The sequence below is a fragment of the Paenibacillus agilis genome, assembly GCF_007786455.1.
Classification (GTDB): Bacteria; Bacillota; Bacilli; order Paenibacillales; family Paenibacillaceae; genus Paenibacillus_B; species Paenibacillus_B agilis.
The window spans coordinates 950,555-963,477 of sequence record NZ_VNJK01000001.1 but is presented as its reverse complement, the minus strand read 5'-3'; the positions used below and the strand labels follow the sequence as shown (position 1 = coordinate 963,477).

Here is a 12,923-nt window from a genome sequence, read left to right as displayed (position 1 = left end):
GTATGCGCACGGAGCGCTTACCACACTCATACGGCATCTGTTGTTGGAAGGAGAGCCTTTATGTCTAAGTTGAAATTAACGCTCCAAGTTATGAGTCCAGGACTTATGCGTGAACAGACGATTATGCTCGGTGACGCTTACGTGAAAAAATGGAAAATCCCCGTCAAACAGCCAATCACCCTTCGCTTTGGCTCGCTAAAACAACCCATTTCAGTCACTCCCATCCCCCACTTCGACGGGATCCGAATCAGCCAACAGCTAGCCATGAAGATGGGAATGCATTCGGGCATTAAGCTGCGCGCGATTTATAAGCCACAGGAGCGAACACTTAACCTAGGCCCCCTTATTGGTATCTTGATAAGCCGCGATCGACCAGACGCACCTGAGAAACCATTCGGACAAATTACAACGTTCTGTACAGAGCTCGTAGAAGCTAGTCAAGATCAAGGAGCCTTCGTGTGTTTTTTTACACCGGACCATATCCAGGATCATGTAAACAGCATAACGGCATGGGTCCACCGCAGCGGGAATTGGATGAAAACCGAAATGCCCATTCCGAATATCGTTAATAATCGACTCACATCACGCAAGACAGAGAACAAACCTAGCGTACAGCATTTCATGAAAGAAGTAAAACAACGTTACCAATCCAGCATTTTCAACGAAAAGTTCCTCGATAAAACCGAAGTGTTCGATGCCTTGAAACATGATCAAAATGTCGCCAAATATTTGCCTGAATCGTACCTCCTCAAATCTTTTAACACCTTAAAAACGATGTGCAGTCGTCATCCCCAAGTGTTCCTTAAACCAGCCCGAGGCAGCTTAGGCAAAGGAATTGTAAGGATTTCTCGTTCAGAAGATAATAGCTTTTATGCGATGTACTCCACTGTAAACGGAACGAGAAAGCAGCATTTCCCCAGCCTTCTCAAATTGTTCTCCAGTTTAACAGGCAAAATGAAAACGAATCGCTATCAAATCCAGCAAGGATTGCAGCTTATGGAAAACGAAGGCCGACCTGTTGATTTTCGAGCGCTTGTTCAAAAAAATGCGGCCAATGAGTGGTCCATCACCTCAATCGTAGCTCGAACTGCCGGCACACAGCATTTTGTCTCCAACCTTGCGCGCGGCGGCACTCTATCCACCGTAAAGGATGCTGTTACAAAATCCAATCTTGCTCCCAACTCTCGAACGGATGTATACCTCCGCCTCAAAAATGCCTCTTTGGAAATCGCACAAGGTATCGATATGCATATTCCTGCTCACTTTGGTGAATTAGGCATTGACCTTGCTGTAGACACTTCCGGCAAGGTGTGGCTCATTGAGGTCAATTCCAAGCCTTCCAAAAATGACAACACCCCGCTGCAAGAAAACAAGATACGCCCGTCTGTCCGAAAAGTAGTAGAGTACGCACGCTACTTATCAGGATTTTGACGAGAGGACGATAGGATGAATAGGATGAACAGACTGAATCACAACACACTTGGCGTACTGCAAGAAGAATCAACAGCGGAGCTGCCTTTTACCGAGCCCCATTTCTGCCGTCAACTCTGTATGGCTGGAGAAAAGCACGGCATTCTTGTTATCGTGTTTCACGCTGGAGGGATCGATTGGGAATCTCGCACTGTCAAAGCTTATACGTACAGTAAGAGAGCTTGGAAGTATCAACATTTCCCTTTACCAAAACTCATCTACAACCGTCTCTCACGAAGTCATCATGAGCGAGCCGATCAGCAACATATTCGAAATAGCCTGCAAAGATTGTATCGTGACGATGTGGAGTGGCTCAGTAGACCGCTACCTGGAAAATGGAATTTGTATCGAACTTTATCTCGCCTCGATTTTTTAAAGACCTACCTTCCCAAGACTTATCCGTATCAAGGACCAAGAAGCTTATTACGCATCATAGAACAACACGATGGATCGGTCTTCCTCAAGCCAAGCGGAGGTCAGCATGGACGATCTGTCCTTCATCTCGAAGCCCCTGCTTACGCTGCTTCCTCCCCTTGGTCCCCTGCATCAATTACGATATCGGGGAGAACGAAACACAATGAACACATTCATACTCCATTTACCACGATGATGGATGCTCTTAAGTGGGTTCATCAATTTATTGACGGACGCCAGTATGTAATCCAACCTTATCTGACACTTCTCAGTCAGCAGGAGGAGCCATATGATGTACGCGTGCTCATGCAAAAGGACGGCAGCGGACATTGGCAAATTACTGGATCAGCTGCTCGCGTAGGTTCCACCGGACATCTAACTTCCAATCTACGCGGAGGCGGGCGTGCCGAACCAGCTGAATCCTACTTGGAGCAGCAATTTAGCCGTAAGCAAGCAGAAAATATGTTGTCTTCCATTGCAGACGTCAGCAAACAAATTCCAGCAGCCATTGAATCTTGCTATGGCAGGCTAGTTGAGTTAGGGCTTGATTTTGGCATCGATCAGAAAGGTCGTATATGGCTTCTCGAAGTCAATTCGAGACCAGGCCGTTCCGTCTTCTCCTTAACCGGAAATGAGAAAGCCATCCGGCTGGCGGTAGAAAATCCCATCCTTTACGCACGCAATGTAATGGTCCGACATCTTAGGAGGGTTTGTCCATGAGTTTGACGCTGTGCAACGTGCATTTAACGCCAAATCCAGAAAAAACATTATACGTATCCACTCCATTGCTTAAGCAGCTGAACTTATCCGGCAAGAAACAAATTCGACTGCGTCTCGGTAAAACAAGTGTACCTACTGCCATTAAACCGATCAAAAAATCCGGTAAACATCTTTATATAACAGCTGGACTACGCAGCCAGTTCCGTATTCCGAAGGGAGGAAGTGTATATGTTCTTAATGAGTTCGAGGGAGGTATTCACATCGGCCCCTTGATCGGCATTATGAGCGACTCTTCCAATCGCACGAGCACAAGTCCTTTCGGAGGAAGAACGGGCTTTATTAAACAAATATTGCGTACCGGAAATAAAAAAGCATTTGTATTCGCCTTTACTCCGCGTGATATCGATTGGCAAAAAGAAAACGTCTACGCCTATTTTCTAAGCGATGCAGGCAATTGGGTTCGACGAACCGTCCCTTTGCCCGACGTCGTATACAACCGCCTCCCTAGCCGCAAAGCAGAAATATCTTCGAATATGAGCCAGCTTCGCGAACGCTTCAACCGCAAGCAGATTCCTTACTTTAATTGGAGTTTCTTCAACAAGTCAGATGTATATGAACTGCTGGAAGATGAAATGGAGGCCAATCAGCACGTACCTGAATCGATAACAAATCCGTCCCCAGAAATGATTAAGGAAATGCTGGATCGACACCAATTTGTTTATTACAAACCGACTGCCGGCAGCCTCGGCATTGGCATTTATCGCTTAACTTATTTGCCGAAAAAAGGCTACTTCGCGCGCTACACCTCCAGTGGCAAAAATATTTTGCTGCGCTTTAAACAGTTCTCCAGCCTCATCCGCACATTAGAAGCGCGTCATGGCCGTAATCTTCGTGACTATGTTGTTCAGCAAGGCGTCCGATTAGTTGAAATAGATGGCTGCCCAATCGATTTCCGCTTCCATATGCATAAAGATGGAGATAACAACTGGGTGGTAGTAGGTATCGGAGCTAAGAAAGCTGGAAAAGGCAGTGTGACGACCCACGTAAAAAATGGCGGCCAGCTTATGACACCTCAACAGGCACTGGAGCGCGCATTTGGAACTCGAGCAAAAGAAGTATTGGAACAGGCCAAAGTGACAGCTATCGATCTCGCCGAAGCCATTGAACGCAACCACCCTCATTTATTGGGTGAGCTTGGATTCGATATCGGCATTGATCGCAACGAGCAAGTATGGATGTTTGAGGCCAATTCAAAGCCTGGGCGCTCCATATTTAACCACCCTCTTCTTCGCGATGAAGGGCAATCGTCTGTTGAGCACATTCTAGATCACTGCCTATATTTGAGCCATTTCCGCAGGGGGGATAACATGTGAGTGGTGCATCCCAGCCCAACCTCCCCGTTGTTGCTATATTAACGATCGATGATGATAAGGATTATTTCCGGGGCAACCGAAGCAACTTTGCCGATTTGCTCTTAGCTGCAAAAAAAATGGGCTATACTTCTTACATCATCACGATTAAAGATTTGAAGCTGCAAGCAAAAAGAGTCATCGGTTACCGTTACGTAGCGGATAAGGATGAGTGGCGGCAGGAATGGTTCCCGCTGCCCCATATCTTATATAACCGCATCCCGCAAAGGGAAGATGAAATGCAGCCTGCCGTCAAAAAGAAACTGCAAGATATTATGAAGCATCCGACCATCCGCATGTTCAATCCAACTTTTTTTAATAAATGGAAGCTATACAAATGGCTTAACAAGTCAAATGCAACCCGCCCCTACATCCCTCACACCTTAAAACTTACGAATGCCGAGCAGTTAAATAAAATGCTGCATCATCACTCCTATTTATTTCTAAAGCCCGTCTCAGGAAAAGCAGGTATGGGCATCATGACTCTTCGTCTTAATTTAAACAACGGGTTTAAATACCGCTTGCGCATTCAAGATAAATCTAAAAATATTTCCTACAACTGCACTTCCATTTCTAAATTATGGTCAAGAATTATAAAACAGGCAGGCTCTGCAAAATATATCGTCCAACAAGGCATTACGTTAGCTTCGATAAACAAGCGACCGTTCGATCTGCGTGCACTCATTCAAAAAACGGAACAAGGAAATTGGGACATTACAGGTATCGGTGCACGTCTAGCAGGCAGCGCAAGCATTACAACACACGTCCCTCGCGGAGGAAGCATTGAAGACCCCTCAAAATTGCTAACGAGTTTATTCGGTGAACAGGGCTCCGCTCGTATTTTGGCGCGCATTCGCAATACCGCACTAGTCCTCGCTAGGCAGATTGAACAGGAAGCTGGTAAACCTCTAGGCGAAATGTCGATGGATCTAGGTGTTGACGCAGCAGGAGGCATCTGGTTCTTCGAGGCAAATGCAAAGCCGATGAAATTTGATGAACCTGATATTCGCAAACGCTCCTTGGAGCGAGTGTATCAGTACAGTACTTTTTTAATGAAATCAGGCGGATAACAACGTGAAGAAGGTGAAGGCAATTGGCACAACCGGTTCTGGGCATTTTGACTTTATACTTAAACGAGCATAAACATCTTGAAGAGCGTCACATTTATCAGAAAATGATAACGGCAGGCCAATCCATCGGTCTTCATGTATTTGTGTTTACGCCGCAAGATGTCGATCACAGGAAACATCGAATCTACTCCATGGTATACCATCACGATAAAAACCGGTGGCTTCGGCAATGGACCACGTTTCCTGACGTCATATTTGACCGTTGTAGACTTCAGAACAGCTCTCGGTTTGAACAGCTTCGCCGTTTCCGAAAAAGGTACCCTGATTTACTGTATTTGAACAAACCACTGCGTAATAAATGGACCATTCACCAAGTACTTTCTGAAGATTCTTATCTACGTCAGTTCCTGCCCCAAACGAAGTTATATAGCTCGCTCGCTGACGCACAACAAGTGCTTAAGCAACACTCCCTCATTTACATGAAGCCAATTAACGGTACCGGCGGCAGGGGCATCTTGCGAGTAGAGCGACTGGCCCCTACTTTTATGCTGTTTGTACAAGGAAGGGATCAGAAGCGTAAAATTATTAGCCCGCAACGTATGACATGGTCACAACTTGCCGCTAGGCTCAATTCATGGAGTGCTACCGGGCGATATATCGTGCAGCAAGGAATATCGCTGAACTTGCCGAACGGTCGTGTTCATGATTATCGCATGCTCGTGCAAAAAGACGAGACAGGAAACTGGACATTAACGGGCTGTGCAGGCAGAATAGGAGCTGCTAAAAGCATCACCTCCAACCTACACGGAGGCGGCGAAGCTATTCCTATGGATGAAATGCTGCGCAATTGGATCGGTGATGAGCAGCTTATAACAGAAGTGAAACAGGAAGCAGAGAAAATGGGCATCGAAGTTGCTTCTTATCTTGAACGTAAATATGGAGCTCTGTGCGAGCTTGCACTTGATCTTGCCATAGATAAGAACGGGAAGATATGGATGTTAGAAGTAAATCCAAAACCTTCTCGGGAAGTATTTCAACTTATCGGCGATCAAGATACGTACCACAAATCATTAATAAAACCTTTACAATACGCGCTCTGGCTTCACCAACAGCAACAGCAAGCTTTGATGCGCGGCAATCCTGAAGATCTGATCCCCGTCGAAACCGTTCAAGATTAACAACGACTCACAGAGAGAGCGAGAGCAATCTATTCATGCAAGCTCATACGTTGTACATGGAAATATAAAAGGCGCAGACACTCGAATGTGTCTGCGCCTTGCACTATTTGTCCTAGGGTTACCCAGCTTGCTTCTCTTCACTTGTCTCGTAAAGCTGTGCTAACTCCTCAAAATGCTGAATAAGAACATGAGAACCTTCCAGTTCCTCATTGGCACCGAATCCTGCATATGCACATCCGATAATTCCCAATCCATTCTCTGCGCCTGCTTCTATATCTGAAGAGCGATCACCAACCATCCATGCGCTCTTAATTTGGTGTTCATCTAACAAGATACGAACGAGATCAACCTTAGATGCGGTTTTCCTTCCACCTGCACTATAAAGCTCTTCAAAATAATCTGCTATACCGTGGGCACGTGCCACACCTTCCACGTACGGTGCAGGACCGTTGCTCGCTACGAACAGCTTTACCCCGTGCGCACGTAATGCTTGTAGCGTTTCAACTACATTCGGATACAACTCTGAGCCACCGCTCTTAAGTCCGCGCTCTTCTTCTTCCAGCAGAAGCTCATCTGCTCTTCTTCGCGCTTCCTCAGAAGCATCTGGCATAACCCGCTTCCATATTTCCTCTAATAACATTCCTAAGCTTCCAAGAATACGCTCTACCGGAGGTGTCTCGTCTGTATACAATCCCTCTGCACGCAATCGGTCGAACAAACGATGATAGGCCGGAACGAGTAATGTCTCTGTCTTGAATAATGTGCCGTCCATGTCAAATATAATTGCTTCTGGTTTCTTCATATCCGCATCCCGTCCTCTTCTATCAAGTTCATCTAGACCACTTTACTATATCATAAATCTTACATAAGCGTAGTTGATGTACAAATTGGCTTATCCTATTAATTCTGCTACGATATTTACAAGATCAAGAAAATATCCTTTCGCCCTGGAGGCATAACCACTATGAAACATCGCGTTATCATTATCGGTGCCGGCCCCTGCGGTCTATCCGCAGCAATCGAGCTGAAGCGTGCAGGCATTGAAGCACTCGTCATTGAAAAAAGCTGCCTAGTTCACTCTATTTATCGTTATCCGACGCATCTTCAATTTTTCAGTACACCTGAGCTTTTGGAAATTGGTAATCTGCCATTTACAACGCCAAATGACAAACCTTATCGTCATGAAGCACTCGTATATTATCGTAAAGCTGCTGAGTGCTATCAATTAAATATTTGCACTTATGAGGAAGTTACTTCTGTCCATGAAGCAAACGGCAAATTTCAACTAGTAACAAAAACGATTAGCGGACATGAACTTCACTATGAGGCTCAAAATGTCGTCATCGCCACTGGATATTTTGATTATCCCAATATGCTGAACATACCAGGAGAACAGCTTCCCCATGTTTCTCATTACTTCCAAGAAGCCCATCCATACGCCGGCAAACAAGTTGTCATAATCGGTGCCAACAATTCCGCAGTCGATGCAGCTCTGGAATTAATGAGGGTAGGAGCAAAGGTCACCGTAGTCTCCCGTGGTGCAGCATTATCAGGAAGTGTAAAGCCGTGGGTTAAACCCATTTTTGAAAGCATGGTTGCGAAGGGAGCTATCTCTCTGCGCATAAGCTCGCAAGTACAAGAGATTATGTCGGATAAGGTTATCATTCGGGAGCAAACCGATGAAGGTGAATCCTTGTATAATCTTCCCTGCAGCTTCGTATTGGCACTAACTGGATTTAGACCCGACAGGAAGATGTTAAGCCAACTTGGTGTACAGCTCCAAGAGGATGGTGATAAACCCGTATTCAATCCTGATACGATGGAAACTAATATTGCCGGCCTGTATGTAGCAGGTGTAATTGCATCGGGTAAAAATGCTAATGAAATATTTATTGAGACAGGTCGGGATCATGGCAAGTGGATCGCACAGCATTTATTGCAATAGTAAAGATTGTACAACGAGGACCTTTCACAAATTAGCAATGATTCAATGATTGATCCTATAAGCAAAGAGCTGCCCCTCTCGCGCAACATGCACATTAGGGACAGCTCTATTGTTAGTTAGAATTTAATTTTAATCTCCATTAAGCCAGCTTTACGTATCGCGTTATAAACAATAACGACGAGCGGTCCAATGAAGAATCCAATGACTCCAACCAATTTGAAACCAACGTACAAACTAACAAGTGCAGGCAAAGCTCCGATTCCCACGGAATCTCCGACTACCTTTGGCTCAATGATACGACGCAATGCCGTAATAACGATGAACATGACCACAAGGCCAATTCCCGTAAATAGATCACCTGTAGCGATACAATAAACAGCCCATGGCATTAGCGCTGATCCAACACCTAGTATCGGAAGCAAATCTACGATCATAACGAGCAGTGCAATAGCAAGCGGATAACCCGTGTCTAGAATCAAAAGTCCACATAGTGTAATCACGTATGTAAACAAACACAAAATAAGTTGCGCTCTGACAAAACCGAATACTGAGCTTTTTAACGTCGTAATAACTTGATTCACTTGATTATGGGACTTGCTATCAAAGAAATGCAATATAGCTGGACGCGTGCGATCCAAGCTAAAGCTGATTAGGAACAAAGCAACCATAAATACGATAAAGAAAATAAACATATTCGGAAGCACTCCTGCTAAAGACACCGCCTTAGCAGAAACGGTCGCTGCAGCATCTTGCAAATGACCAGTCACCGTAACAAATAGCTGCTCAAACATGCCTTCCCAATGCTCAGGCATATTGACTTGCGCTTCAGACATCGTCTGCTCAAGCCATACGCGCACTCCTTCAATATACGTAGGAGAATTTTTGACTAACTCCACTAGCTGCTTAACAATCTGAACAACGATGTAATACATCCCTGACAGCAAGAACAGGGTAAATAGTGTACAGCTTAGTACAGCAGCCGGAATGCGGCCCCACTTGAACCAGCGCATCCATGCCTTTGTCAACGGCTCTAATCCCATTGCGATTACACAAGCCAGCAAGAAAGGAGCGCCGACGGTAAACAAACCGTACAACAACAGCAGCCCCACTGCAGCTAAAAACAAATGTTTGAACGACATAGTTCACTTCCTTTATCCATTCATCTTACAATTCGACTATCGTATCGTTCATTTATCGTTGCTTATATCTCATTGCTGCTCACTTCTGCTTATCACGCTCTACACAGAAATGACTGCCTTGCGCTCCTTGAAGTTTACATTAGGATAATACATATCCGCCACGAGTAAATTCGGCCCACAGCAGCTGGCTTGCGGACAATAGCAATCTACCGTTTTGGACAATGGATGATGAAGAAGCCACTTGTCGAATATAGCTTCGAGTTTATCCTCATAAATGCTGCCGAAGGAAGGAATATCGGCAAAGTCTGTAACAAATACATCTCCATTGAACATATTTACATTCAAACGGTTACGCCCGTCTGGATCGTTACGTACCGTTACTTTTTTCTCGCTATACAATCGTTGGAGAAGCTTCGTATCTTCTTCATTTACACTGCATCCGTAGAATGGAAGCGTCCCGAACAACATCCACATATCTTGATGACGGAAGTCTAACAAGCGATGAATGGATTGACGCAGCTCATTGAGCGACAATACTGGCAAATGTTCTGCAAATGAGCTCGGATACATCGGATGAACTTCATGTCGCTGACATCCCATCTCATAAATGAGCTGGTGAATGTCATTCATCTTGTCATGCGTTCGATAGTTGATCATAGACTCCGCTGATACAAAAAGCCCACCCTCAACTAAACGACGAGTATTATCAATCATCTGCTCATAAAACTTCACCGTTAAGTTATTGGATAAATCACGGTCACGATGCACAAATCCAACTTGGCGGAAATCTTCCACATTCGTATAGTTGAATGAAATGTGCATAACATCCAAGTACGGAGCTATCATTTCATAGCGTCCATAGTCTAAAGTAACGTTAGAATTTAGCTGAGAGCGCACGCCTCGCTCTCTTGCATATTTAAGTAATGGAATCACGTAATCTTTCACCGTAGAAAGATGGAAAGTAGGTTCTCCACCCGTGATACTTATCGTCTCCAAATGCTCTACCTCGTCAAGACGCTTCAACATCACATCAAGCGGAAGCAAATCTGGCTCACGCATCACAAGTGTATGTCCCACCGCGCAATGCTCGCAACGCATGTTGCATACTTGAGCTACGGTCATTTCTACACTTGTAAGTTTGTGCTCTCCATATAGTCTTAGTGATCGAATCGGATCCCAAGGGTCATATTGAGGTGTTATTGGTTGTAAGGCCGGCGGCGTAATCACCGACACATTCGCATGCTGTTCTTTACTCATTTCACTCACCTATTCTTCCTCTATTCGACGGTATCCTTTGAAGATGCAGACTTTGCCCAACGCGGTGCCCACCAATTGGCTCGACCCATTAATTTCATAAGAGCGGGTACGAGGAACAATCGAATAAGCGTGGCGTCCAGCAGCACGGATACCGACAATCCAAGGCCAATCGCCTTCATCAATTCATTGTCTGTGAAAATAAATGCCCCTACGACAACGATTAAAATAAATGCTGCACTCGTAATAATACTTCCTGTCTTCTTCAAGCCTTCGGCTGTACTTCGCTCATTATCCCCTGTACGCTCATACTCTTCCGCTATACGAGATAATAAAAATACCTCATAATCCATAGATATGCCGAATACTACACAAAAAATGATAACAGGCAGCATCGCTACTACAATTCCTGTAGATGTTACCTGTAACAAATCCGCCATGTATCCATGCTGGAAGACTAGCACGACGATACCTAAGCTCGCACCTAAGCTAAGCACGTTCATAAATACTGCCTTCAATGGCAATATGACAGAACGGAATGCAATAAACAATACGACATAGGTTACTGCCAATATAAATAGTACCACATACGGCAGAGCAGATGTGATTCGTTCTACAATGTCTAGTCGGTAAGCAGCGGTTCCAGTAACCAATATGTCCAAGTCAGCGGGGGCAATTGCGCGAAGGTTACGTACTAGATCATAAGCCTCTTCCCCATCTGCGCCTACATTAGATACTACACTTACTAGCATATAGGAATCATTTACAAGATGACTGTCCTTCAATTGCTGCTGTAATTGATCATTTTTCAAAGCTTGCGACTTCGCTTGCGTGTTCGGCAAATTTGGCAGAGCAGTTAAATAACTGTCTACACGTTGAACACTTTGAACGCCCTTTAGAGTTTCAGTCAGCTTAGCCACTGCCTCAATTGTAAGCTCTTCATGGAAAGGCTGTTCTGCCTTCACAATCAATTGAATCGGGTTTAGCTCTCGCTCATCATACACTTCTGCCATAAGATCCGAGCCGTACCTGGATTCATATTTAGGCGGCAGCATTTTTGCATCTGGAATACCTATATTCATGTTCAATATCGGCCATACACAAGCAATAAGCACCGTACATAGCAGCAGTACAATCGGTATCGGACGCTTCATGACAGCATAAGCAACACGCCCCCAAAATGGATTGCCGCTTCCATCATGGTTTTGATCCTGCTTCCGACTTCTCCATCGCTTTGGTATAACAGCATAACGATTAATTCGTTCGCCGAGCATGCCAAGTAAAGCAAGCAACAACGTGTTCCCTACAATGACAGACATCGATACGACGAGAACCCCTCCTAGAGCAAGGGATTGGAATAGCGCTAGATCAATAAACGCCATTGCGATAAGTCCAATTAGAACAGCTACTCCTGAAAAGAATATGGATTTCCCTGCTTTTTGCGAAGTCATCGCAACCGCTTGTCCAACATCGACCTGTACGTTAAGCTCTTCTCTAAATCGACTAACCATGAACAATGCGTAGTCGATACCAACCGCCAACCCTAACATACTAACCATATTAGGAAGGAAATTGCTCAAAGAGTCAGTCCCTAGAGCAATAAAATAAATAATGCCCAACGTCGTCGTTACACTCAGCATCCCAACAATAAGCGGAAGTACACCCGCAAGCCATGTACCGAATACAAGCAAGAGCACAATCAAAGCGATAGGAAGTCCTATAATTTCAGACTTTATAATATCGCGTTTGCTCGCTTCTTGAACATCATAGAAAACCGCTGTACTGCCTGTAACATAAGCTTTAATATCAGGTGGATCTGGAATGAGCTTACGAATCGACGCAAATTTCTCAATTGCTTCGTCTGCTTCGAGATTCATTGTAACGGTAACAACTGTAACATCGTTTCGCGCTTCGCTTCTTCCAACATCTCGGAAAGAAACACTAGATACATAAGATGTTTGCTGTAATTCTGATAATGAATCCATTATTTGTGCCCGCTTAGGCTCTGATAATAATGATTCACCATTACTACTCTCATATACAATATCAAACATCACTGGTGCGATCTGCAACTGCTCCTGCATCAGTTTCAATCCTCGATCTGAATCACTGCCAACTGGAGTAAAGCCATTATCTTTGAGCATGGAAGGAGCCTGTACAGCAAACACTCCCATACCTATAAAAATGGCACACCACACTCCGAATACGGCTCGACGATAACGATAAATGAAATGTCCCCATTTCCAAAAAAGCCCTTGTTCATCCGTTTCGCGCAACTCGATTCCTCCCAAGCACTTGATGCTATTCTTCACTCAGTTCTGGCA

The 12,923-nt window shown here is 44.7% G+C and carries 10 protein-coding genes; 6 read left to right on the top strand and 4 right to left on the bottom strand.

The window, feature by feature from the left end:
- The first annotated feature begins 60 nt into the window (after window positions 1-60).
- Genes FPZ44_RS04115 through FPZ44_RS04095 form a run of 5 tightly spaced genes read left to right on the top strand, consistent with a single transcriptional unit; the run spans window position 61 to window position 6,261 of the window.
- Window positions 61-1,431, top strand: coding sequence for a YheC/YheD family endospore coat-associated protein (locus tag FPZ44_RS04115; RefSeq protein ID WP_144987666.1), 1,371 nt, complete (start codon window positions 61-63; stop codon window positions 1,429-1,431).
- A gap of 24 nt (window positions 1,432-1,455) precedes the next feature.
- On the top strand, window positions 1,456-2,604 hold the full coding sequence (locus FPZ44_RS04110; protein WP_186785907.1) for a YheC/YheD family endospore coat-associated protein: 1,149 nt from the start codon (window positions 1,456-1,458) through the stop codon (window positions 2,602-2,604).
- Entirely contained in the window at window positions 2,601-3,977 is a 1,377-nt protein-coding gene (locus tag FPZ44_RS04105; protein WP_144987662.1) for a YheC/YheD family endospore coat-associated protein, read from the top strand. Before FPZ44_RS04110 ends, FPZ44_RS04105 begins: the two co-directional genes overlap by 4 nt.
- Complete coding sequence (locus FPZ44_RS04100) at window positions 3,974-5,083, top strand: YheC/YheD family endospore coat-associated protein (protein WP_144987660.1); 1,110 nt, start codon at window positions 3,974-3,976, stop codon at window positions 5,081-5,083. Before FPZ44_RS04105 ends, FPZ44_RS04100 begins: the two co-directional genes overlap by 4 nt.
- 23 nt (window positions 5,084-5,106) lie before the next feature.
- Window positions 5,107-6,261, top strand: a complete 1,155-nt coding sequence (locus tag FPZ44_RS04095; protein WP_144987658.1) for a YheC/YheD family endospore coat-associated protein — start codon at window positions 5,107-5,109, stop codon at window positions 6,259-6,261.
- A 118-nt stretch (window positions 6,262-6,379) separates the two neighbouring features.
- On the opposite strand, the gene FPZ44_RS04090 is transcribed toward FPZ44_RS04095, so the two are convergent.
- Window positions 6,380-7,063, bottom strand: coding sequence for an HAD family hydrolase (locus tag FPZ44_RS04090; protein ID WP_144987656.1), 684 nt, complete (start codon window positions 7,061-7,063; stop codon window positions 6,380-6,382).
- A gap of 162 nt (window positions 7,064-7,225) precedes the next feature.
- Between FPZ44_RS04090 and FPZ44_RS04085 the strand changes: the two genes are divergently transcribed.
- The gene (locus FPZ44_RS04085; RefSeq protein WP_144987654.1) at window positions 7,226-8,206 is read left to right on the top strand and encodes a YpdA family putative bacillithiol disulfide reductase; all 981 of its coding nucleotides are present in this window, start codon (window positions 7,226-7,228) and stop codon (window positions 8,204-8,206) included.
- A 116-nt stretch (window positions 8,207-8,322) separates the two neighbouring features.
- On the opposite strand, the gene ytvI is transcribed toward FPZ44_RS04085, so the two are convergent.
- From ytvI to FPZ44_RS04070, 3 genes are all read right to left on the bottom strand, one after another.
- Window positions 8,323-9,345, bottom strand: a complete 1,023-nt coding sequence (ytvI, locus tag FPZ44_RS04080) for a sporulation integral membrane protein YtvI (RefSeq protein ID WP_144987652.1) — start codon at window positions 9,343-9,345, stop codon at window positions 8,323-8,325.
- A 99-nt stretch (window positions 9,346-9,444) separates the two neighbouring features.
- Window positions 9,445-10,602 carry a radical SAM/CxCxxxxC motif protein YfkAB gene (gene yfkAB / locus FPZ44_RS04075; protein ID WP_418789122.1) on the bottom strand — a complete coding sequence of 386 codons (1,158 nt, stop codon included), beginning with the start codon at window positions 10,600-10,602 and terminating at the stop codon, window positions 9,445-9,447.
- Between the two features lie 20 nt (window positions 10,603-10,622).
- Complete coding sequence (locus FPZ44_RS04070) at window positions 10,623-12,875, bottom strand: MMPL family transporter (protein ID WP_144987650.1); 2,253 nt, start codon at window positions 12,873-12,875, stop codon at window positions 10,623-10,625.
- Between the last annotated feature and the right edge of the window lie 48 nt (window positions 12,876-12,923).

Bases quoted from the DNA above. Each gene is read 5' to 3' on its own strand.
- ytvI (WP_144987652.1), bottom strand. From the start codon at position 9,345: ATGTCGTTCAAACATTTGTTTTTAGCTGCAGTGGGGCTGCTGTTGTTG.
- FPZ44_RS04105 (WP_144987662.1), top strand. From the start codon at position 2,601: ATGAGTTTGACGCTGTGCAACGTGCATTTAACGCCAAATCCAGAAAAA.
- FPZ44_RS04110 (WP_186785907.1), top strand. From the start codon at position 1,456: ATGAACAGACTGAATCACAACACACTTGGCGTACTGCAAGAAGAATCA.
- yfkAB (WP_418789122.1), bottom strand. From the start codon at position 10,602: ATGAGTAAAGAACAGCATGCGAATGTGTCGGTGATTACGCCGCCGGCC.
- FPZ44_RS04090 (WP_144987656.1), bottom strand. From the start codon at position 7,063: ATGAAGAAACCAGAAGCAATTATATTTGACATGGACGGCACATTATTC.
- FPZ44_RS04115 (WP_144987666.1), top strand. From the start codon at position 61: ATGTCTAAGTTGAAATTAACGCTCCAAGTTATGAGTCCAGGACTTATG.
- FPZ44_RS04085 (WP_144987654.1), top strand. From the start codon at position 7,226: ATGAAACATCGCGTTATCATTATCGGTGCCGGCCCCTGCGGTCTATCC.